Source organism: Acinetobacter sp. Tr-809, assembly GCF_011753255.1.
Taxonomy (GTDB): Bacteria; Pseudomonadota; Gammaproteobacteria; order Pseudomonadales; family Moraxellaceae; genus Acinetobacter.
In genome coordinates this window covers 1-25,048 of record NZ_VWVZ01000005.1, presented here as the reverse complement: position 1 = coordinate 25,048, position 25,048 = coordinate 1, and the positions used below count along the sequence as shown (strand labels likewise).

General features: G+C 40.6%; 18 protein-coding genes. 14 read left to right on the top strand and 4 right to left on the bottom strand.

All coding sequences use genetic code 11. The features are described 5' to 3' along the window. Positions 1-21 precede the first annotated feature (21 nt). Positions 22-1,296 carry a citrate synthase gene (gene gltA / locus F3J02_RS11875; protein ID WP_004652200.1) on the bottom strand — a complete coding sequence of 425 codons (1,275 nt, stop codon included), beginning with the start codon at positions 1,294-1,296 and terminating at the stop codon, positions 22-24. Positions 1,297-2,196: 900 nt separating this feature from the next. Between gltA and sdhC the strand changes: the two genes are divergently transcribed. The 10 genes from sdhC to F3J02_RS11825 all read left to right on the top strand — a co-directional run bounded on the left by sdhC (position 2,197) and on the right by F3J02_RS11825 (position 14,491). Next, on the top strand, positions 2,197-2,598 hold the full coding sequence (gene sdhC / locus F3J02_RS11870; protein WP_050559990.1) for a succinate dehydrogenase, cytochrome b556 subunit: 402 nt from the start codon (positions 2,197-2,199) through the stop codon (positions 2,596-2,598). Further along, entirely contained in the window at positions 2,598-2,963 is a 366-nt protein-coding gene (gene sdhD, locus F3J02_RS11865; protein WP_005243783.1) for a succinate dehydrogenase, hydrophobic membrane anchor protein, read from the top strand. The genes sdhC and sdhD overlap by 1 nt, the downstream gene beginning before the upstream one ends. A 12-nt stretch (positions 2,964-2,975) precedes the next feature. After that, positions 2,976-4,871, top strand: a complete 1,896-nt coding sequence (gene sdhA, locus F3J02_RS11860; RefSeq protein WP_167249561.1) for a succinate dehydrogenase flavoprotein subunit — start codon at positions 2,976-2,978, stop codon at positions 4,869-4,871. A 14-nt stretch (positions 4,872-4,885) separates the two neighbouring features. Continuing rightward, positions 4,886-5,596 (top strand): succinate dehydrogenase iron-sulfur subunit, encoded by a 711-nt coding sequence (locus F3J02_RS11855; protein ID WP_004664446.1) that lies wholly within the window; start codon positions 4,886-4,888, stop codon positions 5,594-5,596. 748 nt (positions 5,597-6,344) lie between these two features. Continuing rightward, positions 6,345-9,185 carry a 2-oxoglutarate dehydrogenase E1 component gene (locus tag F3J02_RS11850; RefSeq protein WP_167249559.1) on the top strand — a complete coding sequence of 947 codons (2,841 nt, stop codon included), beginning with the start codon at positions 6,345-6,347 and terminating at the stop codon, positions 9,183-9,185. Beyond that, positions 9,185-10,378, top strand: a complete 1,194-nt coding sequence (gene odhB, locus F3J02_RS11845) for a 2-oxoglutarate dehydrogenase complex dihydrolipoyllysine-residue succinyltransferase (protein ID WP_167249557.1) — start codon at positions 9,185-9,187, stop codon at positions 10,376-10,378. Before F3J02_RS11850 ends, odhB begins: the two co-directional genes overlap by 1 nt. Positions 10,379-10,486: 108 nt before the next feature. Next, a complete protein-coding gene (gene lpdA / locus F3J02_RS11840) occupies positions 10,487-11,920 on the top strand; it encodes a dihydrolipoyl dehydrogenase (RefSeq protein WP_167249555.1) in 1,434 nt (477 codons plus the stop codon). 137 nt (positions 11,921-12,057) lie between these two features. Continuing rightward, positions 12,058-13,224 carry an ADP-forming succinate--CoA ligase subunit beta gene (gene sucC / locus F3J02_RS11835; RefSeq protein ID WP_003655470.1) on the top strand — a complete coding sequence of 389 codons (1,167 nt, stop codon included), beginning with the start codon at positions 12,058-12,060 and terminating at the stop codon, positions 13,222-13,224. Positions 13,225-13,236: 12 nt separating this feature from the next. Beyond that, the gene (gene sucD / locus F3J02_RS11830; protein WP_003655479.1) at positions 13,237-14,127 is read left to right on the top strand and encodes a succinate--CoA ligase subunit alpha; all 891 of its coding nucleotides are present in this window, start codon (positions 13,237-13,239) and stop codon (positions 14,125-14,127) included. A 124-nt stretch (positions 14,128-14,251) separates the two neighbouring features. Continuing rightward, entirely contained in the window at positions 14,252-14,491 is a 240-nt protein-coding gene (locus F3J02_RS11825) for a hypothetical protein (RefSeq protein WP_167249552.1), read from the top strand. 81 nt (positions 14,492-14,572) lie between these two features. Here the strand turns inward: F3J02_RS11825 and F3J02_RS11820 are convergent, their stop codons facing one another. From F3J02_RS11820 to trpS, 3 genes are all read right to left on the bottom strand, one after another. Beyond that, positions 14,573-16,285, bottom strand: coding sequence for a flotillin family protein (locus F3J02_RS11820; protein WP_167249550.1), 1,713 nt, complete (start codon positions 16,283-16,285; stop codon positions 14,573-14,575). A 30-nt stretch (positions 16,286-16,315) separates the two neighbouring features. Continuing rightward, complete coding sequence (locus F3J02_RS11815) at positions 16,316-16,960, bottom strand: YqiJ family protein (protein ID WP_167249548.1); 645 nt, start codon at positions 16,958-16,960, stop codon at positions 16,316-16,318. A 416-nt stretch (positions 16,961-17,376) separates the two neighbouring features. Then, complete coding sequence (gene trpS, locus F3J02_RS11810; RefSeq protein WP_004652187.1) at positions 17,377-18,390, bottom strand: tryptophan--tRNA ligase; 1,014 nt, start codon at positions 18,388-18,390, stop codon at positions 17,377-17,379. A 164-nt stretch (positions 18,391-18,554) separates the two neighbouring features. On the opposite strand from trpS, the gene F3J02_RS11805 reads away from it, so the two are divergent. From F3J02_RS11805 to F3J02_RS11790, 4 genes are all read left to right on the top strand, one after another. Continuing rightward, a complete protein-coding gene (locus F3J02_RS11805) occupies positions 18,555-19,484 on the top strand; it encodes a DUF808 domain-containing protein (protein WP_167249546.1) in 930 nt (309 codons plus the stop codon). Between the two features lie 37 nt (positions 19,485-19,521). Further along, positions 19,522-20,412, top strand: a complete 891-nt coding sequence (locus F3J02_RS11800; RefSeq protein WP_167249544.1) for a neutral zinc metallopeptidase — start codon at positions 19,522-19,524, stop codon at positions 20,410-20,412. Between the two features lie 281 nt (positions 20,413-20,693). Next, entirely contained in the window at positions 20,694-22,193 is a 1,500-nt protein-coding gene (locus tag F3J02_RS11795) for a cation:proton antiporter (protein ID WP_167249542.1), read from the top strand. A 457-nt stretch (positions 22,194-22,650) separates the two neighbouring features. Further along, positions 22,651-25,048: Ig-like domain-containing protein (locus F3J02_RS11790; RefSeq protein ID WP_167249540.1), on the top strand; the 2,398-nt coding region annotated here is incomplete at its 3' end.

The window sequence follows — 25,048 nt, the reverse complement described above, 5'->3', positions numbered from 1 at the left end:
TTTTATTCACGCTAATCGAAATTAACGTTTGATGTCGCGTTGCGTCGAACCTGTGTAAAGCTGACGTGGACGACCGATCTTGTAAGGACCGCTGTGCATTTCTAACCAGTGGCTGATCCAACCAACTGTACGTGCTAGCGCGAAGATTACTGTAAACATACCTGTTGGGATACCAATCGCTTTTAAGATGATACCTGAGTAGAAGTCTACGTTCGGGTAAAGTTTACGTTCAACGAAGTACGGGTCGTTAAGCGCAATACGCTCAAGTTCCATTGCAAGTTGCAATTGCGGATCGTTGATGCCTAATGCAGCAAGAACTTCGTCACAAGTTTCTTTCATGACTTTCGCACGTGGGTCGAAGTTTTTATAAACACGGTGACCGAAGCCCATGAGTTTAACTTCTTTACGTTTTACTTTTTCCATGAATTCAGCAACGTTTTCTACGCTACCAATTTCATCTAACATTTTAAGTACAGCTTCGTTTGCACCACCGTGAGCAGGTCCCCAAAGTGCTGAGATACCAGCAGAGATACATGCATACGGATTCGCACCAGTAGAACCAGCAAGACGAACTGTAGAAGTAGACGCATTTTGTTCGTGGTCAGCATGAAGCGTGAAGATACGATCCATTGCACGAGCAAGAACTGGGTTTACTTTGTAATCACGGTCAGCAGGAGTAGCAAACATCATGTGTAAGAAGTTTTCTGCATAACCAAGGTCATTACGTGGGTAAATGAATGGTTGACCTACAGTGTACTTGTAGCTCCACGCTGCAAGTGTAGGGATTTTCGCGATTAAGCGAATTGCAGTGATTTCACGGTGGTTCACATCTTCGATGTCTAAACCATTGTGATAGAACGCAGATAACGCACCAACAACACCAACCATGATTGCCATAGGGTGAGCGTCACGACGGAAACCATTGAAGAAGCGGCTTACTTGATCGTGAACCATTGTGTGGTTACGTACTTTCGCATCAAATTCTGCTTTCTGTTCAGCATTTGGAAGCTCGCCATTTAGCAATAAGTAGCAAGTTTCTAAGTAGTCTGCTTGAGTCGCTAATTGATCAATTGGATAACCACGGTGTAATAACACACCTTTGTCACCATCAATGAATGTGATCTTAGATTCGCAAGCAGCTGTCGCCATAAAACCAGGATCGAAAGTAAAGTGACCTGATGCTAATACATCTTTAACGTCAATTACATCTGGGCCCAATGTGCCGCTGTAAATTGGTAATTCAATTTCTTTGCCATCAAGCTGTAATACGGCTTTTTTGCCAGTTGCTGCAGACATTCAATAGATCTCCTGTCCTGGTGAATGATTATCTGACTCGAAATACTAATCTTGTCATGTGCGAATCAGACGGTGTCAAAATTTGCTATAAGATTAGTGGCTACTAAAATTTTGTCAATTATACTTAGGGATAAAAAATGACGTTGCTACAGTCAATTAGTCATTCAGTATCGAAGAAAAAACTGAGTAAAATCACAGCACCGGTCGAGTATAATATGTCAAATCAAGTTTCAGGTGCATAAAAAAAATGAAGCATCAGTCCAATTGTAAGTAAATTTTTATTTGGGTCAGATGTTGCTGCTTATAAAATAAATACTTATGACGCTTGCAATCCCTCTATTTGTTAAGGTTTGAGGTGAACTGTTCATTCAAAAAACACCTAAAAGCGTTATTTATGGAGTAATAATTGACCCATTATGGTGCGATTATTTGTATAAAAAATGACTGATTAATTTTGGTTAATTGATTTATGAAAATATATTATTAATTGATTATATTTAATATATAAATGAGGGGTATTATTTTTGACTATATATAAAGGTAGAAAATTTGTGTTGCTTTGAAGCTGAAAAGGGCACTTTTTTGTGAAATAACAAGAAAAGAATTTATAAAATTAAAAAGTATCTATAAAAAATAGTATTTTATTTTTATCATTACAAAACAAATAGATAGTTGTTTTTGATAAAACTTGATGCATTTATCGCCGTTATTATGCGTGTGAATGATTCTTATTTAAAGTTTTTTTCGACTAAAGCGAAAGTTGATTGTTTGTATTTTGATATTTCACGTTTTATAATTCGCTGTCGTTTATAGGTTAGGCATGTGCTGTGCTTGCCTAACAATGCCAGCTTTCCTTTGAATTAATTCAAACAAACTCCAGTTGGAGTTTCTACCTACAGGATGCCCGCTGTGAAAAGCAACAGACCTGTCAATTTGTCCATGGGTCAGGTGTTAGCGGTAAATTTACGCTCACCCGTGGCTATTGCATCAATTCTACACCGTCTATCAGGTGTAATCGTTTTCGTATTAGTTGCAGTTCTTTTATGGATTTTGGATAAATCTTTATCTTCACCAGAAGGATTTGACTACGTTAAAAATGTCGTTTTCGGAAATATCATTGTACGTTTCATCGTATGGGTATTTGTAGCTGGCTTGATTTTCCACTTTATCGCAGGCGTGAAGCATTTACTTGCTGACCTCGGTTTTGCTGAAGAACTTCAAAGCGGTCGTATCGCTGCTACAGTTTCATTGATCTTGTCTGCGATTGGTATTGTCGCAGCATTCGTATGGATTATGTTCTGATGAAAAGTGCTACAGGTTTAACAGGTTCAGGTTCTCGCGATTGGTATATCCAACGTGTCAGTGCTGTAGTGTTGGCTGCATACACTGTGGTTTTGTTTGGCTGGATCCTTTGCAATAGCGGATTTGGTTATGAACAGTGGGCTGGCTTTATGTTGACGTTGCCAATGAAGATTTTCTCTTTATTAGCAGTGTTAGCGCTCGTTGCACACGCTTGGATTGGTATGTGGCAAGTCTTTACTGATTATGTAACGACTCGTCAAATGGGCCCTTCAGCTTCAGGTTTACGCCTTGTACTCACTTCTGCTGTCATTATTTCAGTGTTCGTGTACGCAATCTGGGGTATCCAGATTTTCTGGGCAAATTGATAGGAAGAGATCATGGGCGCAATTAACCCTAAAGAAGATTATTCAAATATTCAAAACCTCACTTTCGACGCAGTTATCGTTGGTGGTGGTGGTTCTGGTATGCGTGCTGCTTATCAACTTGCTCAAGCAGGTTTAAAAGTTGCAGTATTAACCAAAGTATTCCCAACACGTTCGCATACAGTTGCTGCTCAAGGTGGTATTGGTGCGTCGTTAGGTAACATGCAAGAAGATAATTGGCATTATCACTTCTATGACACGGTAAAAGGTTCTGACTGGTTAGGCGATCAGGACGCAATCGAGTTCATGACACGTGAAGCGCCAAAAGTGGTATACGAGCTTGAACACTTAGGTATGCCGTTTGACCGTAACGAAGATGGTACGATCTATCAGCGTCCATTTGGTGGTCACTCTGCAAACTATGGTGAAAAAGCAGTTCCGCGTGCGTGTGCTGCTGCTGACCGTACAGGCCATGCGTTACTTCATACCTTGTATCAAAGCAACGTAAAAATGGGTACTCAGTTCTACGTTGAATGGATTGCATTAGACTTAATCCGTAACGAAGCAGGTGATGTCCTTGGTGTGACGGCAATTGACCAAGAAACAGGTAACATTGCAGTATTCCAAGCGAAAGCAACCTTGTTCGCTACAGGTGGTGCTGGTCGTGTGTATCGCGCATCAACCAATGCTTATATCAATACTGGTGACGGTCTTGGTATGGCGGCTCGTGCAGGTATTCCATTGCAAGATATGGAATTCTGGCAATTCCACCCAACGGGTGTTGCTGGCGCAGGCGTATTGTTGACTGAAGGTTGTCGTGGCGAAGGTGGTATCCTTCGTAACAAAGACGGCGAACCATTCATGGAACGTTATGCACCGACTTTAAAAGACTTGGCACCGCGTGACTTCGTATCACGTTCTATGGACCAAGAAATTAAAGAAGGTCGTGGTTGTGGTCCTAAGGCGGATTATATCTTATTGGATATGACTCACTTGGGTGCTGAAACGATTATGAAGCGTCTTCCATCTGTATTTGAGATTGGTAAGAAGTTTGCGAACGTTGACTGTACCAAAGAACCAATTCCTGTCGTACCAACAATCCATTATCAAATGGGTGGTATTCCGACCAATATTCATGGTCAAGTGGTTGTTCCACATGGTGTTGAAGAGGGTGAATTCTCTGCGCATTATGATAAGGATACTAAAGAGTATTCTTATAAAGGTACACGTGACTATGTGAAGCCAGTCAAAGGTTTCTATGCAATTGGTGAATGTTCTTGCGTATCTGTACATGGTGCAAACCGTTTAGGTACAAACTCATTGCTTGACCTTGTAGTATTTGGTAAAGCAGCGGGCGAGCACATCATTGACTACGTGACTAAACATCATGGCGATGATTATCAACCGCTTCCGACTGATGTATTGGTAAATACATTAGAGCGTATTCGTAAGTTGGATGATTCAACTACGGGTGAAAACGCGCAAGAAGTTGCTGATGCAATCCGTGACATCGTACAAGATCACGCAGGTGTGTTCCGTACTCAAGCATTGCTTGATAAGGGCGTAAAAGAAATCCTTGCGATTGAACCACGTGTTCGTAACATTCATTTAAAAGACAAATCTAAAGTATTTAACACTGCGCGTGTTGAAGCATTAGAAGTTGAAAACTTATATGAAGTTGCGAAGGCGACTCTGATTTCTGCTGCTGCACGTAAAGAATGTCGTGGTGCACATACAGTTGTTGACTATGAGTTAGCACCTGACCACCCAACTTATTCTTACGGTCGCCGTGATGATGAGTGGATGAAGCATACTTTATGGTATTCATCAGACAACCGTCTTGAATATAAGCCAGTACGTTTCAGCCCATTAACGGTTGAAGCAATTGAACCTAAACCACGTACATTCTAATCGGGAGAACAAAGATGAGTAGAGGCACTCGTACATTCGAAATCTACCGCTATGATCCTGATAAGGATAAAGCGCCGTACATGCAAACTTTCAAACTTGAGTTAACCGATAAGCACCGTATGTTGCTTGATGCGTTACTTGCGTTGAAAGTGCAAGATGAGTCATTAACATTCCGTCGCTCTTGCCGTGAAGGTATTTGTGGTTCGGATGGTGTGAACATCAATGGTAAAAATGGTTTAGCGTGTTTGTGGAACTTGAACGATTTACCAGAGAAGATTGTGATCCGTCCTTTACCTGGTTTACCAGTGGTAAAAGACTTGGTTGTAGACATGAATCAGTTCTATGATCAATATGACAAGATCCAGCCATTCTTGATTAACAATCAACCTGCGCCAGCAAAAGAACGTTTACAGTCTCAAGCAGAACGTGAACACTTAGATGGTCTATATGAATGTATTCTTTGTGCATGTTGTTCAACGTCATGCCCATCATTCTGGTGGAACCCTGATAAGTTCCTTGGGCCATCAGCATTGTTAAATGCATACCGTTTTATCATCGACTCTCGTGATACGGCAACACAAGAGCGTTTGGCTCGTTTAGACGATCCGTTCTCTTTGTTCCGTTGTAAAGGGATCATGAACTGTGTATCTGTATGTCCTAAAGGTTTGAACCCGACAAAGGCAATTGGTCACATTCGTAATATGTTGTTAGATCAAGCGGGTTAATCCACTTTTTCTAGCGTAAAAAAGAAGCCCCTAAAGGGGCTTCTTTTTTATTGGAATTTGCTTAAAGGGTGAGCTTGGTTAAAAAGTGTTTACTTGGAAAAATTAGGCTTGAATTTCAGCAATTCGGCCTTAAATATTTATAGATTTTGCTGTTAAACCAAATCATGAGAATCGATATGTTAAATATATTGATCTATTTTTCATCAAACTGAATAACGTTTGTGCAAGATTTGTAGAGAATGTTTATTTTTGATCGATTGGAGTGCAACTTTTATCAAAAGGGCGGTATATTAGAATATAATTTGATATGTGTATTTCGCTGCTTTATGGATGGTATGTGTCAAAAAAATCAATCCAAGCTTGAGAACATGTTAGGATTTCTGCCACAAATGAAATCAAAAAATAAACAGATTCTTGATGTTATCGAACGATAATGTCTTAGAGATTTGTACAGATTTCATGGAAAAAGTCAATTTAGAAAAGTTAAAAATCCAGTTAATTTTTCTAAAATGATTTGCAAAAAATTGCTCGATTTCATCGAGTATGAAAAATGAGTTATGTGCCTTGAATTGAAGGTGCGTAGCTCATTTGTTACATCAAAGGGAATACTCCTGATGTGTAGTAATAATGTCTCAAGGTTGGATGATCTTGGGTAGTAGTGTCGTGTTTACCAATTTGACACTATGAATCATGGGTGTGCTTAAAAGGCAGCCTGTATTATTTTTTGCAATAGGAAATGGGTCCAAAAATGCAAGAAGTTGCTGACGCATCGCGTCTTGACACTGAACTTTCCGCTGATAGTGCAGCGTATATTGAAGAGCTATACGAACAGTACCTAACTTCTCCAACCTCAGTGTCAGAGGATTGGCGTGAATATTTCGATAAATACCCTAAAGGTGATCAACCACACGGCAGTGTGCGCGAGCAATTCCTCCTTTTGGGACGTAATGCAAGCCGAGTTCAGCCTGTCGTACAAAGCACTGTAAGTACAGAACATGAGCGTCGTCAAATTGGTGTATTACAACTCATCGCTGCTTACCGTAACCGTGGTCATCAAAAAGCTAAACTCGATCCATTAGGTCTTGCGAAACGCGAAGACGTTCCTGACCTAGATTTATCTGCTCACGGTTTAACCAAATCAGATCTTGATACTGTATTTAATACAGGTAACCTCGCAATTGGCAAAGCAGAAGCAACATTGTCTGAAATGGTTGAGGCAATGGAAGCGACTTACTGTAGTTCAGTTGGCGTGGAATATATGCATATCGTTGACACCAAAGAAAAGCGTTGGATTCAACAACGTTTGGAAAGTGTTCGCGGTAAATTTAACTATACCAGTGATCAGAAGAAAGGCTTCCTTGAGCGTTTAACCGCTGCAGAAGGCTTAGAAAAGTATCTTGGTAATAAATTCGTTGGTGCGAAACGTTTTGGTGTAGAGGGCGGTGAGTCTTTTATTCCGATGATGAACGAAATCATCCAGCGTGCAGGTAGTGTTGGTTGTAAAGAAGTTGTGATTGGTATGCCACACCGTGGTCGTCTCAACCTTCTTGTTAACATTATGGGTAAAAACCCAGCTGACCTGTTTGGTGAGTTTGAAGGTAAGAGCCTACATAAAAAAGGTTCTGGTGATGTTAAGTATCACCAAGGTTTCTCTTCAAACGTAATGACACCAGGTGGCGAAGTTCACTTGGCATTAGCGTTTAACCCATCACACTTAGAAATCGTTGGACCTGTTGTTGAAGGTTCGGTTCGTGCACGTCAAGTTCGTCGTAAAGACATTGGTGGTGATGACGTTCTTCCAGTGATTGTTCATGGTGATGCTGCATTTGCGGGTCAAGGTGTAAACCAAGAAACCTTCCAAATGTCACAAACACGTGGTTATACAGTGGGCGGTACAGTCCATATCGTGATCAACAACCAAGTTGGTTTCACGACCTCTGATCCACGTGATACACGTTCTACAGAATACTGTACTGACGTTGCTAAAATGATCCAATCACCGATTTTCCATGTGAATGGTGATGATCCTGAAGCTGTGATTTTCGTAACTCAGCTTGCACATGATTTCCGTCATACTTTCCGTAAAGATGTCATTTTAGACTTGTTCTGCTACCGCCGTCGCGGTCATAACGAGGCGGATGAACCATCTGCAACTCAACCATTGATGTATCAAGTGATCAACAAGAAAGCGACTACGCGCACCTTGTATGCTGATCAATTGGTTCAAGAAAAAGTACTTGATCGCGCAAGCGCAGATGCAATGGTTGAAGGCTATCGTTCTGATTTAGAAGCAGGTAATCACGTTGCCAATGCTTTAGTTCGTGAACCAAATAAAAAGATGTTTGTCGATTGGACCCCATATTTGGGCCATGAATATACAGACCTTTGGGATACAACATTCAGCATCGATCGTTTGAAAGAGCTTGGTTTAACAATGAATACATTACCAGAAGGTTTTGTATTACAGCGTCAAGTTCAAAAAGTCATCGATGATCGCGTGAAAATGCAAACAGGTGAAATGCCACTCAACTGGGGTGCTGCAGAAACTTTAGCGTATGCGACTTTACTTGATGATGGTTTCTTGGTTCGTATTACTGGTGAAGACGTTGGTCGTGGTACATTCTCGCACCGTCATGCCAAATTACATAACCAAGTCGATGGTTCTGTTTATATTCCACTTTGCCATATCAAAGAAAATCAGCCACGTACTGCGGTCTATGACTCTCTACTGTCAGAAGAAGCAGTGCTTGCATTCGAATACGGCTATTCAACGACATTGCCGAAAAGCTTGATCGTTTGGGAAGCTCAATTCGGTGACTTCGCTAACTGTGCGCAAGTTGTAATTGACCAGTTTATCGCTTCGGGTGAAACCAAGTGGGAGCGTGTGTGTGGTCTAACCATGTTGTTACCACACGGTTATGAAGGTCAAGGTCCAGAGCATTCATCTGCACGTTTAGAGCGCTTCTTACAGCTATGCGCTGAAGACAACATGCAAGTGATGACACCAACGACGCCTGCACAGATTTTCCATGCTTTACGTCGTCAAGCGGTTCGTCCGATTCGTAAGCCAATGATCGTGATGTCACCAAAATCGTTATTGCGTCATAAACTTGCGACTTCAACTTTAGATGAATTAGCAAATGGTTCATTCCAAACTGTGATCGATGAAATTGATCAAATCAACAAAGCTGACGTAACTCGCTTAGTGCTTTGTGGTGGTAAGGTTTATTACGATTTACTCGAAAAACGTCGTGAGCTTGGTTTAAACCACATTGCGATTGTACGTATCGAACAATTATATCCATACCCAGAACAACGCTTGGCTGAAGTTATGGCTGAGTATCCAAACATTCAAGAACTTGTTTGGGCACAAGAAGAGCCGAAGAACCAAGGCGCTTGGTTATTCATCGTTCCTCGTTTGTATGAAGACGTTCTTAAATCTGGTAAACAAATCCGTATTAGCTATGCTGGTCGTGAAGCATCTGCCGCACCTGCTTGTGGCTCGCCATACTTGCATGCAAAACAACAAGCTCAGCTTATCAATGACGCACTTGCGATTGAAGTTGAACAATCAGGAGATTCTAAATAATGGCAACCGAAATTAAAGCACCGGTATTTCCAGAGTCAGTTGCTGACGGTACGATCGCAACTTGGCACAAGAAAGTAGGTGAACCTGTATCACGTGATGAAGTGATCTGTGACATTGAAACCGATAAAGTTGTTTTAGAAGTGGTTGCTCCGGCTGATGGTAGCTTAGTTGCAATCATCAAAGGTGAAGGCGATACAGTTCTTTCTGACGAAGTGATTGCTCAATTCGAAGCTGGTGCTGTTTCTGCAGCTGCTCCTGAAGCTGCTGCACCAGCAGCGGCAGCTCCTACAGCTGCTGCTCCTGCGGCGGCATCAACTCAAGCAGTTGATCAAAACCAAGCGCCTGCAGTTCGTAAAGCATTATCTGAAACTGGTATCAATGCTGCTGACGTACAAGGTACAGGCCGCGGTGGTCGTATTACTAAAGAAGATGTTGCGAGCCATCAAGCTAAACCTGCTGCATCAGTTCAACCATTAAGCGTTGCGGTAGGCGAGCGTATCGAGAAACGTGTTCCAATGACTCGTTTACGTAAGCGCGTTGCTGAGCGTTTATTGGCTGCTACACAACAAACTGCAATGTTAACAACGTTCAACGAAGTTAACATGAAGCCAATCATGGAAATGCGTAAGCAATATAAAGATGCTTTCGAAAAACGTCATGGTGCTCGTTTAGGCTTTATGTCTTTCTTTGTTAAAGCAGCGACTGAAGCATTAAAACGCTACCCAGCAGTGAACGGTTCTATTGATGGCGACGATATCGTTTATCACGGTTTCTATGACATCGGTGTTGCTGTATCAAGTGAGCGTGGCTTAGTTGTGCCAGTCCTTCGTGATACTGACCGCATGAACTATGCAGAAGTGGAAAACGGTATCCGTGATTACGCTTTCAAAGCGCGTGACGGTAAATTAGGCATCGAAGACATGACTGGCGGTACGTTCACGATCACCAATGGTGGTACTTTCGGTTCATTATTATCTACGCCGATTTTGAATACGCCGCAAACAGCGATTTTGGGTATGCATAAAATCCAAGAGCGTCCTATGGCGGTAAATGGTCAAGTTGAAATCTTGCCAATGATGTACTTAGCGCTTTCTTATGACCACCGTTTAATCGATGGTAAAGAAGCTGTAGGTTTCTTGGTAACAATCAAAGAATTGTTAGAAGAGCCAGCTAAACTCATTCTTGATCTTTAACATATTTAAATCCCTCTAAATCCCCCTTTGATAAAGGGGGACTACCACTAAAGGTATTTCCCCTCTTTGTGAAAGAGGGGGTTAGGGGGAGATTTAAGGAATAGAAACATGTCTCAACAGTTTGATCTTGTTGTCATTGGCGGTGGACCTGGTGGTTATGAAGCGGCGATTCGTGCAGCTCAACTTGGTTTCAAAGTCGCTTGTATCGAAAAACGTATTCACAATGGTAAGCCATCTTTAGGCGGTACTTGTTTAAACGTTGGTTGTATCCCTTCTAAAGCATTGCTTGACTCTTCTCACCGTTACGAAGCAACTGTTCATGAACTTGCTGAACACGGCATCACGACAGGTGAAGTTAAATTTGATTTACATACTTTGTTGGCACGTAAAGACAAAGTTGTAGATCAATTGACTGGTGGTGTTGCTCAATTACTTAAAGGTAATGGTATCGAGTGGTTACAAGGTACTGGTAAATTACTTGCAGGTAAAAAAGTAGAATTCACACCTTTTGAAGGCGACGTACAGATTTTAGAGCCGAAGTACGTGATTCTTGCGACTGGTTCTGTACCTGTAAATATTCCTGTAGCACCAGTTGATGAAGACTTAATTGTTGATTCTACTGGCGCATTGAAATTCTCAGAAGTTCCTAAGCGTCTTGGTGTGATCGGTGCGGGTGTTATCGGTTTAGAGCTTGGCTCAGTATGGCGTCGTCTTGGTTCAGAAGTTGTTGTGTTTGAAGCATTAGATGCATTCTTACCAATGGCGGACAAAGCATTGGCGAAGGAATATCAAAAAATCTTGAAAAAACAAGGTTTAGATATCCGTATCGGTGCAAAAGTTTCTGGTGCTGAAACCAATGGTCGCGAAGTAACGGTTAAATATAACCAAGCTGGCGAAGACAAAGAACAAGTTTTTGACAAGTTAATCGTTTGTGTAGGCCGTAAAGCATATGCAGAAGGTTTATTGGCAGAAGACTCTGGCATTAAATTAACTGAACGTGGTTTGGTTGATGTAAATGATCAGTGCCAAACATCTGTAGAAGGTGTTTATGCAATTGGTGACTTAGTACGCGGTCCAATGCTTGCACATAAAGCAATGGAAGAGGGTGTAATGGCTGTTGAACGTATTCACGGTCATGCTGCTCAAGTGAACTATGACACAATCATCAGCGTTATTTATACGCATCCAGAAGCAGCTTGGGTTGGTTTAACTGAAGAACAAGCAGCTGAAAAAGGTCACGAAGTTAAAGCTGGTCAATTCCCGTTTGCGGTGAATGGTCGTGCGTTAGCTGCGGGTGATACTGCTGGTTTTGTGAAGTTCGTTGCTGATGCGAAAACAGATCGTCTTTTAGGTATGCACGTTGTGGGGCCTAATGCATCTGATATCGTGCACCAAGGTATGATCGCGCTTGAGTTTGTTTCTTCTGTTGAAGACTTACAGTTGATGACTTTTGGTCACCCAACATTCTCAGAAGTTGTACATGAAGCAGCGCTTTCGGTTGATGGTCGTGCAATCCACGCCATTCAACGTAAGCGTAAATAAAACATAAAGTGTGGTTCGCCACACTTTTTTGAATGATGATGATTGTCTTTTTAAGGCAATCATTTATTCAATATGTAGCAGTCTGATTTTAAGAAGATCAGGGCTGTATCACTACAAACAACATAGTAGGTAACTAAATGAACTTACATGAGTATCAAGCTAAAGCATTATTGAAAGAATATGGCATGCCAGTACAAGAAGGTATCTTGGCAACAAATGCAGACGAAGCAGTTGCTGCATTTGAACAGCTTGGTGGTAAATTCGCTGTAATGAAAGCGCAAGTTCATGCTGGTGGTCGTGGTAAGGCTGGCGGCGTTAAAGTTGCAAAATCTAAAGAAGATGTTATCGAATTTGCTAACAACATCATTGGTACTCGTCTTGTAACGTATCAAACAGATGCAAATGGTCAACCAGTTAACAGCATTATCGTTGCTGAAGACGTTTATCCAGTTGAACGTGAGCTTTACTTAGGCGCGGTTGTAGACCGTTCTAGCCGTCGTATTACTTTCATGGCTTCTACCGAAGGTGGTGTAGAAATCGAGAAAGTTGCAGAAGAAACGCCTGAAAAAATTATCAAAGTTGAAGTTGACCCATTAGTTGGCTTACAACCATTCCAAGCGCGTGAAGTTGCGTTTGCTTTAGGTTTGAAAGACAAGCAAATCAGCCAATTTGTAAAAATCATGGCTGCTGCTTACCAAGCATTTGTTGAAAATGACTTTGCATTATTCGAAATTAACCCACTTTCAGTTCGTGAAAATGGCGATATTTTATGTGTAGACGCGAAAGTAGGTATCGACTCTAACGCGCTTTACCGTTTACCTAAAGTTGCTGCTTTACGTGACAAATCTCAAGAGAATGAGCGTGAATTGAAAGCATCTGAATTTGACCTTAACTATGTTGCTTTAGAAGGTAACATCGGTTGTATGGTTAACGGTGCTGGTCTCGCAATGGCAACGATGGACATCATCAAACTTTATGGTGGCCAGCCTGCAAACTTCCTTGATGTTGGTGGCGGTGCAACCAAAGAGCGCGTAATCGAAGCGTTCAAAATCATCCTTGCTGATACTTCTGTTCAAGGTGTTTTAATCAACATCTTCGGTGGTATCGTACGTTGTGACATGATTGCTGAAGCGATTATTGCAGCGGTTCAAGAAGTAAACGTAACTGTACCAGTTGTTGTTCGTTTAGAAGGTAACAACGCTGAGTTAGGTGCTAAATTACTTGATGAATCTGGTTTGAAATTAATTTCTGCGAACGGTTTATCTGATGCCGCAGAAAAAGTTGTAGCTGCAGTTAAAGCGTAAGGAGTATCAATCATGAGCGTATTAATTAATAAAGACACTAAAGTATTGGTACAAGGTTTTACTGGTAAAAACGGTACTTTCCACTCTGCACAAGCTTTAGACTACGGTACAAAAGTTGTTGGTGGTGTTACTCCAGGTAAAGGTGGTACAACTCACCTTGATCTACCAGTATTCAACACAATGAAAGAAGCGGTACGTGAAACAAATGCTGATGCATCTGTAATCTATGTACCAGCTCCATTCGTTTTAGACTCAATCGTTGAAGCGGTTGATTCAGGTGTTGGCCTAATCGTTGTGATCACTGAAGGTGTTCCAACGATCGACATGCTTAAAGCGAAACGCTACTTAGAAACTAACGGTAACGGTACTCGTTTAGTTGGTCCTAACTGCCCAGGCGTGATCACTCCAGGTGAATGTAAGATCGGTATTATGCCTGGTCACATCCACCAACCAGGTCGTATTGGTATCATCTCACGTTCAGGTACATTGACTTATGAAGCTGTTGCTCAAACAACTAAGCTTGGTTTAGGTCAGTCTACTTGTATCGGTATTGGTGGTGACCCAATCCCAGGTATGAACCAGATCGAAGCACTTCAATTGTTCCAAGACGATCCAGATACTGATGCAATCATCATGATCGGTGAGATCGGTGGTACAGCGGAAGAAGAAGCTGCTGAATTCATCAAATCTAACGTGACTAAGCCTGTAGTCGGTTACATCGCTGGTGTAACTGCGCCTAAAGGTAAGCGTATGGGTCACGCTGGTGCGATCATTTCTGGTGGTCAAGGTACTGCTGAAGAGAAATTCGCTGCATTTGAACGTGCGGGAATGGCTTACACACGTAGCCCAGCTGAGCTTGGTTCTACTATGTTGCAAGTTTTAAAAGAGAAAGGTTTAGCGTAATACGTTAGATTTTAATCTTGAAAACCCCGATAAATTTTTATCGGGGTTTTTTTTATTAAAATGAAATGATATAAGTTCTGCTACAAAATAGAATAATTAACATAATTAGTCCAGGGTAAAATAAATGAGTAGGGAAGAATTAATTTATAGTGTCGAAAAATTTATAGATCAGAATGATATCTCTATCAAGAATGCACAAAGAATAGAAGTTCTTCTTGATGATTTAAATTCAGAGGAAGAGATCATAGAGAATATGATTCTAATTCTAGCGTCTTATGTGTCTGGAGGTAGTGAGTACCTATATGACGAAGATGAAGTAATTTCAGAATTGAAGAAAATATTAATTTTTTTGAATGATGTTTAAATTTTACCTATTGTCTATTTGTATTCTTTGATATGAAAAAAAGAGCCTTATGGTGAAGGCTCTTTATCGGTCACAAAATGCTTATTCTGTTTTAGGTTTATTCAATCCTTGAGTTAAACCATTGATATCACCACCTTGTAGACCTAATTCATTCATTAAGCTATCAATCAATGGTGCTTGTGAACGATAGCGTAGGGCACTATTTACCACTTGATCAGATAAAGAGGTTTGACTATTTTCAACCGTATCACTACCGACAGTACCGCCACCAGCAAAGCTACTTAGACCATTCACTTGTAAAATCTTGATGTCATCAATGTTTTCCATTGGTTTAACACTTTCACGAATGATCTCTGGTAAATGCTTTAATAGTGCCAAGCGCACTTGCATTTCTACCTGTTCAGCAGAAAGAGTATTGGCTGCTTCATTCACCGCACGCGCACCTTCCGCATCAACCTGATATTGTTTTTCCAACGCTTGAGCAAGTAGGATTTTTGCATCTGCTTCACCTTTCGCTTTTAAGCGAATTTTTTCAGCCTCAGCTTCGGCAGCAATACGTACAGCTTCTGCTTCATCGGCAGCGGCTTTTTTACCTGCATCCGCAGCGACTGTAATCGCAATCGCTTCTTTCTCAGCAGTTTGTTTAGCTGCAACCAGCTCGACTGCTTTTTGACGCTCAGCACGTTGTGTTTCACGTACCGTCACAACTTCTTCCTCTGCTTTTACCGCTTCGGCACGGGCCTTGTCAGCTTGCGCCTTGGCTTCTGATTCAGCACGAGATTTTTCAGCAATGGCAATGGCGCGGTCTTGCTCAGCCAATTCAATGGTTTTCTTTTGTTCGACCTGTGCTTTTTGAATGAGCTGAGCTTTTTGGATATTTTCATTCTCTACATCACGAGCTGAAGCAATTCGTTTTAGTTCCACTTCACGCTCAGCTGCAATTTGAGCTTCTTCAGCCTCACGTTTTTTACCTGCTTCTTGAGAGGCGATTTCTGCGGTTTGTTCAGCTTTACGAATCGAGATTTCACGCTCTTGCTGTAACTTTGCATATTCTTCTTCACGCGAAATTTCTAAACGTGCGCGTTCTGCTTCTAAGTTTTTTGCTCGAATCGCAAGGTCAGCATCTTGTTCAATGTCATTCCGCTTTTTACGACGGTCTTCGATGGTTTCAGTCAGCTTGGTTAAGCCTTCCGCATCGAATGCATTTTGAGGGTTAAAGAATTTAAAGCTAGTTTGGTCAAGTCCAGTCAATGAAACCGTTTCTAGTTCTAAACCATTCTTTGATAAATCTTCAGACACCACTTGTTGAACTTTTTGCACAAAGTCGACACGTTTTTCATGTAGTTCTTCCATTGCCATTTCAGCGGCAACAGCACGAAGTGAATCGACAAATTTACCTTCCACCAAATCTTTAAGCTCAGGCGGAGACATGGTTTTACGTCCCAAGGTTTGTGCTGCTGTTGCAATTGATTCTGCAATCGGTTTTACACGGACATAGAACTCAGCCATGACATCAACACGCATACGGTCACGGGTAATGAGTGCTTGATCGGCTGCACGTTTTACCTCGAGACGTAAGGTGTTCATATTTACAGGAATAATCTCATGTAAAACTGGTAGGACAATCGCACCACCGTTTAAAATGACTTTTTCGCCACCAAAACCTGTACGCACAAAAGAAACCTCTTTACTCGAACGTGTATATAAACGCGCGATAACAACGCCAATAAAGATGAGTGCCGCAAAAATAATACCAGTAATAATTAAAATTTCAGTCAATGCTGAATTCAACATGTAAACACCCTCATGTATTAAATATAAAAATTAAGAAGCAATCGCTTGGAATCCAATTTTGGTTCTTTGCGTTAAAATTACGTCTTGTCCTTGATGAAAAACAAGATCAAGTTCAGGCTCAACCAAGACATAATGAGTTTGACCAAATTGATCTTTAACTTTGGCCTGTGCAGGGGAGTTGGGTTTAGCATCCCCTAATATAATATGCGCGGTTCTACCAATTAAATCATCTGCTTGAATTGCAGTGGTTTCATCTTTAGGAATGATTTTGGCAATGAATGCAGCACTATAACGCACCAATGGCATGCATAAAAATAAGCAAACAGGTGCAATGATCCAAGCAGAGAGATAATGTTCTGTAAACTGATAGAACAAATCTTGAATGATTAAACCTGTGAGCGCATAAATAGTTAAGAAGATGATTAGCCAGATCAGTAAAGGTACTTTACCTAGATAAAGCCATTCTAAAAGTTGAGTCAGAACACTATCAGACTGCTCTAGAGAAAGGTCTGCATGATCAATATCAGTCAGGCTATCAGGTAAAAACTGTTCCAAGAAGCTAGCACTGCCACCGAATAATAGAAGAATTAATTCGAGAATGCCGATAAATAGACACAACATTAAAGCAATGCTAAAAACAATATTGGAAGGATGTGTTAAAAGATCCCAGATCATCACAATTACTCTTATTTCTTTTAGCGTTAATTAATAAATTTTTTATAGAAATAAAACAGTTATAAGAGTAAAACGAACTCGGCTAAATTTCAACCTAAATCGATCACATTATGGCACGCGAAAAAAAACGCAATGATTGGGGTGATCACTGCGTTGAACAACGAATCTGTTTAAAACAGTTTCGGTTGAAAGGAGAAATGTCATGAGATTAGTGTTAACTAACCTACAACGCCATAGTATTTAAAAACCTGACTAAGTTCATCGGTATTCATGTTAACTACTGTTAATAGATGTTAAGAAGTGACGATAATTGTTAGTTTTGGATTTTTTGAAGGAGTTCTAAAATTAAACTTAAATCAAAAGGTTAAAATATAAAAAGCCCAATCATGGGCTTTTTATGTGAAAAATAACGCAAATTAGAATTTAAATAATCCAATTCCCGCTTTAACTTCATCAAGTGTTTGTTGGGTAATGATACGGCACTTTTCGGTACCTTGTTTCAATACATCCATAATGTAATCAGGATCTTTTTCTAGCTCAGCACGGCGTTCACGAATGGGCGCAATCAACTCTTGTAAAACACCTTCTAAACGTTTTTTCACAGTACCATCACCGAGACCACCACGACGATAATGTGCTTTTAATTCTTCCACTTCTTCTTTATTTGGATCAAACGCATCAAGGTAGGTAAAGACAATATTGCCTTCAACCTGACCTGGATCTTCAATACGTAAATGATTTGGATCGGTATACATTGCATTCACGGCTTTTTTGATGTCTTTATCAGTAGCATTCAGCACAATGGTATTGCCCAATGATTTAGACATTTTCGCCTTACCGTCGAAACCAGGCAAACGTGCCATATTTGATAAAAGCGCTTTACATTCTGGCAGCAAATCATGGCCAATTTGACGGTTAATACGACGTACTACTTCGTTAGTTTGTTCGATCATTGGTAGTTGATCTTCCCCAACAGGAACAACAGTCGCTTTAAATGCAGTAATGTCTGCTGCTTGTGCAATTGGGTAGCACAGGAAGCCTGCTGGAATATCACGCTCAAAGTTACGTAATTGAATCTCAGCTTTCACGGTTGGGTTACGCTCTAAACGTGCAACGGTCACGTAGTTGAGGTAAATCATGGTTAATTCATTTAGTGCAGGTAAACAAGATTGCACGCAGATGGTTGTTTTGCTTGGATCAATCCCGACAGCAAGATAATCAAGTGCAACTTGAAGAATATTGTTGCGTACCTTATCTGGATTATCTGCATTGTCTGTCATCGCTTGCGCATCAGCCAATAATAGATGTTGATGATGACTGTCTTGTAGACCTACACGAGAACGTAATGAACCGACAAAATGTCCAAGGTGGAGTTGTCCAGTTGGGCGGTCGCCTGTCAAAATGATGGGACGTTGATCAATATTACTCATGAGATGTTCCAAGATTCAGTAATTTCATAGATATAAGATTGATATTATTGTACGAGAAATAAATTTTTTTCGTCAGCGATTATTTTAACTTTTTCTCAAAATCATATTGTGATTTCACCGCGTGATTCTACAATAGCCCTATAAATACAAACTAGGAAATAAAAATGGCGAGTGGTTTATTATTATTACTTGATGATATTGCAACAATTTTAGATGATGTTGCGGTCATGAGTAAAATGGCAGCAAAGAAGACAGCAGGGGTATTGGGGGATGATTTAGCCCTCAATGCACAACAAGTCAGTGGTGTTCGTTCAGACCGCGAGTTACCTGTGGTTTGGAGTGTTGCTAAAGGATCATTTGTTAATAAGTTAATCTTAGTGCCACTTGCCTTGCTCATTAGTGTTGTTGCGCCTTGGTTGATTAATCCATTATTGATGATTGGTGGTTTATTCCTTTGTTATGAAGGGGTCGAAAAAGTTGTGCATATGCTGTATCACAAAAAGGCCAAAACAGCAGAGGAAGCGAGTGAAAACCTACAACAGGTTGAAGTTGATTTAGCCAAATTTGAAAAAGAAAAAATTAAGGGAGCGATTCGAACCGATTTTATTCTTTCCGCTGAAATTGTGGTGATTTCGTTAGGTACAGTTGCAACAGCAGCATTTATGACTAAAGTGACAGTATTAAGTATTATTGCAATTGTCATGACCGTAGGGGTATATGGTCTGGTTGCAATGATTGTAAAAATTGACGATTTAGGTTTATATCTAACACAACAAGCTTCTGAATTTAAAAATAAAATCGGTCGTGGTTTACTTAGTTTTGCTCCAATCTTAATGAAAACACTTTCAATTGTTGGAACAGTTGCAATGTTTTTAGTTGGTGGCGGGATTATTAGCCATACCATTCCTTTATTGCATCATTTTACTGAAGAAACGGTCGATCATTTAGAGTTGATCCCAAGTGTCGGTTCAATCATTGGTGCCTTAACACCAACCCTGATTAACTTAGGCATTGGCTTGCTTGCAGGTGCAGTTGTGTTGATCGTTGTTATGCTCATTCAGAAGGTTTGGTCTAAAGTAAAGCCAGCCACTTAAACCTAGGTCGTCATCATCAGAATTATGTGAGGTAATTATGCGTTGGAAAGGTCGTCGAGTCAGTACCAATGTAGAAGACCGTCGCGGTGGTGGCGGAGCAAAAGCAGGTGGCATTAGTATTATTGGGCTAGTGGTCGCTTTTGTGGCTTGGAAGTTTTTTGGGGTTGACCCGCAGCAGGCCTATCAAGCGACACAAGCAGTAACAGCACAGTCTTCTCAGCAAGGCGGTGCACCACAAAATCTAACTGCTGAACAAAAAGAAGCCAGTGATTTTGTCGGTACTGTTCTGGCCGATACAGAAGATACATGGACCCCCATTTTTCAGCAGCTTGGGATGACCTATAAACCACCACGCCTTGTACTATTTAGTGGAGTAGATCGCTCTGGTTGTGGTACAGCGCAAGCCGCTATGGGACCATTTTATTGTCCTGCTGATCAGAAAGTTTATATTGATACTTCTTTCTTTAAAGAAATGCGTCAACAAATGGGGATTTCTGGGGAACAGAATCAAACGGAACTTTCTCGTCAAGATCAGGCGGGGGATTTTGCCCAAGCTTATGTGATTGCGCATGAAGTTGGACATCATATTCAGAACTTATTAGGGATCTCTGGTCAGGTGCAGCAAGCACGAGCACAGGCTAGCCCCGCACAAGGTAATCAACTCTCTGTTCGTTTAGAATTACAGGCGGATTGTTTTGCAGGGATTTGGGCACATCAGAACCAAAAACGTACACAATTCCTTGAGCAGGGTGATATCGAAGAAGCAATGGATGCAGCCGAAAAAATTGGTGATGACTACTTACAACGTCGTGCGACTGGGCAAGTTGTACCAGATAGTTTTACCCATGGTACGAGTGAACAACGGATGCAATGGTTCCAGATTGGTCTGAAATCAGGTGATGTGAACCAGTGTAATACCTTTAAATAGGATGAAAAAGGAGCGTTGCTCCTTGATTTTTATACGGAAGATATACGAATCAGAAGAACAATTGACGTAAAATAGCATTGTCTATGCTGAATTGAGGATGATTGGTTTATTGTTGTGTCTAAACCATTTGTGAATAAAAGTTAAATAATAAGATGGATAAAATACAGCATAGGCCCTCATTCTTTATTCGATCACAAAGTCTTTTAAATTTATGATTTATCAAAGTTGTAAAATTTAAATAAAGTCTATGTTATTAAAATTGAATAAATTAAAGAGGTCGTATGGGTAATTTTTTTCTTTTGCAGGCTTTGACGGTCATTTTTGCTTTATCCATTGCGACGACCATTTTTAATAAACGAATTTTAGGTTTTCCTCAGGCGATTGGTGTTCCAATTGTCTCAGCTATTTTTGTCTTTATTTTGCAGTGGGGCGCCAGCCTATTAAATGGTAATCAGTTTATTACAATTAATATTCATAATATTGAGGCAGCTGTAAGAAATATCGATTTTTATGATTTTCTAATCAATGGCGTCATTTGCTTTATTTTAACTTCTTCTGCACTTAAATTTAGAATTTCAGACTTAAGGAATTACTGGAAGCCGATTAGTATTTTGGCAACAATAGCATTGGTATTATGTGCAGGATTTTATGCAGGATTATTGTATTTGTTTCAATGGTTGGTTGGTTATCCCGTTCCAATTGGTGTTCTATTATTATTAGGTGCAGCACTTGGAGCAACAGATCCAATTGGGGTTAAGGGGGTGTTGAGTTCTATTCGGGCACCGCACCATCTGATTGTAAAGCTGGAAGGTGAGTCGTTATTTAATGATGCGATGTGTATTGCATTATTTATGACATTATTAAAAGTTTTGCAGGGTGAGCATTTTTCATTATTAGCAACAATTGAAACTTTGTTATATGAAATATTTGTTGCTGTGATTATTGGTTTTGCTTTTGGTTTTGCGATCTTACGTTTACTGCGTGGTAAACATGAGATGGAATCTCTCATTCTAACTACGGCATTACTTGCTAGTGGTTCATATTTAGTTGCGTTATTTGCTCATGCATCTGCTCCGATTGCCTGTGTGATTGGTGGTTTGATTGTCGGCAATAAATGGCAAGAAATCCGTGAACAGAGAGAAATCCGCGAGGTGAATCATTTCTGGCATACGGTTGAAGGAATTATTAATTCATTCCTTTTTACTTTGATCGGTTTAGAGTTATTTATTCTTGATTTGAGTGCCAACTTAATTATTGGTGGAATCATTGCCTTTATTATTTTGCATTTATCTCGTTTTGCAGCGAATTTTGCTGCTTTTGCATTATTTCCATCATTCCGTAATAAAAGCTACAACGGCAGTTTAGCGATTCTTTCATGGGGTGGTGTTCGCGGAGGGATTTCACTGGCTTTGATCCTTGCAGTGGCGAATATTCCAGAGTTGAGCCAATACAGTAGTATTCTGATTGGTTATACATTTATTAGTGTATTGCTATCTGGGGTGGTCTGTGGTCTAGGATTACCGGGTGTGATGAATGCTTTCTATTACAATCCGAGTGAAGAGACACAGGGCTTGAAGGGCTTCTACCAACGTATGTGCAATAAGATGAATCGCCGTGGTTTTAAGTATATTGTTGGTGAAGATAGCCTAGGTAGAGAAACGATTACCATTTATAATCCTGAAATTTTATTGGACCAGAAAACGGAAGATGGTGTGGCGACAATGCATCATCCAAATAAGAGAGAAGAAGTTAAACGACTAGAGAATCCTGATAATTTTTAATTATATATTTTTGTTTTATGTTAAAAAAGCCTTTTGTCATAAAAGGCTTTTATTTTATTAGGTGAATATTATTAAAATATTTATTAAATAAAGTTAAATAATATTTATTGGAAAGAAGGGTTTTATTTTGATTGAATAAGATATTTAAAATGTTTGTTAAATTTAATTTAAATACCTTTTTGGAATTTATTGGTTATTTTTATATTGTTTGTTTAAAAGTGTAAATTTAATAATTATTTAAAAAGTGTTATTCTCTTTTTGTTCTTTTAAATCATTACCTTATTTTGTTATTAAAAAATATTGCAATGTAAGTTTGTTTTTTTATTTTGTGAGCTATTTAACATTTATTATGTTTGATTTAAAGTGGTGCTGTGAAGTCTATCACTTAGAAACAATAATTTAAACTTAAGTTAATAATGTAATTAAGAATTAATAATTTATAATGAGGAATATAACCATGTCTCAAATACAGATTATTTCCAAGGAAAGTCATCAAACCCTTGTAAATACGACGGGAAAAACAGCAACATTACCCTCTGAACCTTCAGTTGTATTAATTAAGGTCTCTGCAAATGATATTTCAGTTGTTAAGAGAGATGGTGTAAATGCAGTTGTAGTTTTAAAAAATGGCGAAACGATCGTTATTCATAATTTCTTTAATAATAGTGAAGTTGCAGATAATAGTCTGGTACTTCAAGGCGAAGATAATCAATTGGTCTGGGCTCACTTCAAGGATGCAGAAAGTGATGCCGATGCAGACGCTGATGCAGATGCTGATGCAGACTCGGATGACGATGATCATGAAGGGGCTGTTTATTTAGAGGAAACACCAGCAGTTGTACCAGAAGCTGCAGCAGCGCCAGTTGAAGCAGCTGCATTACAACCTATTGAAGCAGTAGAACCATTGCTTTATGCAGGCGAAGCATCTAGTGGATTCAGTCCATGGTTATGGGCTTTACCCGTGCTTGCGATTGGAGGTATTGCTGCCGCAGCGAGTGGGGGTGGGGGTGGCGGAAATAATAACAATAATGCTGATACAACGCCTCCGAATACGGATGCTGTAAACTTTAATGTAAATCCAGTAACTGCAGATAACATATTGAATGCAGCAGAATCTGCAGGCAATGTAACATTGACAGGAACTTTAACAGGCGTACCAGCAGATGCAGCAACAACTGTAGTTACTGTTGTCGTTAATGGTGTGACTTACACAGCAACGGTGAATTCAGCAAATGGCACTTGGACTGTAAGCGTACCAGGCAGTGGTTTATTGGCTGATGGCGATAAAACCATCGATGCAAAAGTTACCTTCACAGATGCAGCAGGAAATAGCAGCAATGTAACAGATACCCAAACTTATACTGTTGATACAACTGCACCGAATGCACCAGATATTAATCCAATCAATGCAACAGATCCGATTACAGGTACAGCAGAACCTGGCTCAACGGTGACGGTGACCTTCCCGAATGGTAGTACAGTTCAAGTTCCAACTAATCCAACCACAGGCGTATGGACCACACCAAACCCAGGTAATTTACCAAATGGTGGTACAGTAACTGCGGTAGCAACAGATCCAGCAGGTAACCCATCTGCGCCAGGCACAGAAACAGTTGATACAGTTGGCCCAAATGTTTCAGGAACAATACTAAACATTGATCCCGTAACTGCCGATAATGTCCTCAATACAGCAGAATCTACAAGTAATATAACGGTGACGGGAGTCTTAACTGGTATCCCAGCAGATGCAGCGACCACAGTGGTAACAGTTGTAGTCAATGGTGTGACGTATACAGCGACAGTCAATTCGGCTAATGGCACTTGGAGTGTGAGTGTGCCAGGTAGTGGTTTATTGGCTGATGGTGATAAAACCATCGATGCAACAGTCACATTTACAGATGCAGCAGGTAATAGTAGTACGAAGGGTGATAGTCAAACTTATACCGTAGATACAACTGCACCGAATGCACCAGACATCAATCCAATCAATGCAACAGATCCGATTACCGGTACAGCAGAACCTGGCTCAACGGTGACGGTGACCTTCCCGAATGGTAGTACAGTTCAAGTTCCAACTAATCCAACCACAGGCGTATGGACCACACCAAATCCAGGTAACTTACCAAATGGTGGTACAGTAACTGCGGTAGCAACAGATCCAGCAGGTAACCCATCTGCGCCAGGCACAGAAACAGTTGATACAGTTGGCCCAAATGTTTCAGGAACAATACTAAACATTGATCCCGTAACTGCCGATAATGTCCTCAATACAGCAGAATCTACAAGTAATATAACGGTGACGGGAGTCTTAACTGGTATCCCAGCAGATGCAGCGACCACAGTGGTAACAGTTGTAGTCAATGGTGTGACGTATACAGCGACAGTCAATTCGGCTAATGGCACTTGGAGTGTGAGTGTGCCAGGTAGTGGTTTATTGGCTGATGGTGATAAAACCATCGATGCAACAGTCACATTTACAGATGCAGCAGGTAATAGTAGTACGAAGGGTGATAGTCAAACTTATACCGTAGATACAACTGCACCGAATGCACCAGACATTAACCCAATCAATGCAACAGATCCGATTACCGGTACAGCAGAGCCTGGGTCAACGGTGACGGTGACCTTCCCGAATGGTAGTACAGTTCAAGTTCCAACTAATCCAACCACAGGCGTATGGACAGTACCAAATCCAGGTAACTTACCAAACGGCAGTACAGTGACTGCGGTCGCGACTGACCCAGCGGGTAACCCATCATTACCGGGCAGTGAAGTGGTAGATAGCTTGCCACCAGATACGACAGGTACGGTATTGAACGTCAATGCAGTGACTGCGGACAACGTGGTTAATGCAG

Excerpts from the sequence above, each read along its gene's own strand:
- gltA (WP_004652200.1), bottom strand. The coding sequence starts at position 1,296 with ATGTCTGCAGCAACTGGCAAAAAAGCCGTATTACAGCTTGATGGCAAA.
- sdhC (WP_050559990.1), top strand. The coding sequence starts at position 2,197 with ATGCCCGCTGTGAAAAGCAACAGACCTGTCAATTTGTCCATGGGTCAG.
- sdhD (WP_005243783.1), top strand. The coding sequence starts at position 2,598 with ATGAAAAGTGCTACAGGTTTAACAGGTTCAGGTTCTCGCGATTGGTAT.
- sdhA (WP_167249561.1), top strand. The coding sequence starts at position 2,976 with ATGGGCGCAATTAACCCTAAAGAAGATTATTCAAATATTCAAAACCTC.
- F3J02_RS11855 (WP_004664446.1), top strand. The coding sequence starts at position 4,886 with ATGAGTAGAGGCACTCGTACATTCGAAATCTACCGCTATGATCCTGAT.
- F3J02_RS11850 (WP_167249559.1), top strand. The coding sequence starts at position 6,345 with ATGCAAGAAGTTGCTGACGCATCGCGTCTTGACACTGAACTTTCCGCT.
- odhB (WP_167249557.1), top strand. The coding sequence starts at position 9,185 with ATGGCAACCGAAATTAAAGCACCGGTATTTCCAGAGTCAGTTGCTGAC.
- lpdA (WP_167249555.1), top strand. The coding sequence starts at position 10,487 with ATGTCTCAACAGTTTGATCTTGTTGTCATTGGCGGTGGACCTGGTGGT.
- sucC (WP_003655470.1), top strand. The coding sequence starts at position 12,058 with ATGAACTTACATGAGTATCAAGCTAAAGCATTATTGAAAGAATATGGC.
- sucD (WP_003655479.1), top strand. The coding sequence starts at position 13,237 with ATGAGCGTATTAATTAATAAAGACACTAAAGTATTGGTACAAGGTTTT.
- F3J02_RS11825 (WP_167249552.1), top strand. The coding sequence starts at position 14,252 with ATGAGTAGGGAAGAATTAATTTATAGTGTCGAAAAATTTATAGATCAG.
- F3J02_RS11820 (WP_167249550.1), bottom strand. The coding sequence starts at position 16,285 with ATGTTGAATTCAGCATTGACTGAAATTTTAATTATTACTGGTATTATT.
- F3J02_RS11815 (WP_167249548.1), bottom strand. The coding sequence starts at position 16,960 with ATGATCTGGGATCTTTTAACACATCCTTCCAATATTGTTTTTAGCATT.
- trpS (WP_004652187.1), bottom strand. The coding sequence starts at position 18,390 with ATGAGTAATATTGATCAACGTCCCATCATTTTGACAGGCGACCGCCCA.
- F3J02_RS11805 (WP_167249546.1), top strand. The coding sequence starts at position 18,555 with ATGGCGAGTGGTTTATTATTATTACTTGATGATATTGCAACAATTTTA.
- F3J02_RS11800 (WP_167249544.1), top strand. The coding sequence starts at position 19,522 with ATGCGTTGGAAAGGTCGTCGAGTCAGTACCAATGTAGAAGACCGTCGC.
- F3J02_RS11795 (WP_167249542.1), top strand. The coding sequence starts at position 20,694 with ATGGGTAATTTTTTTCTTTTGCAGGCTTTGACGGTCATTTTTGCTTTA.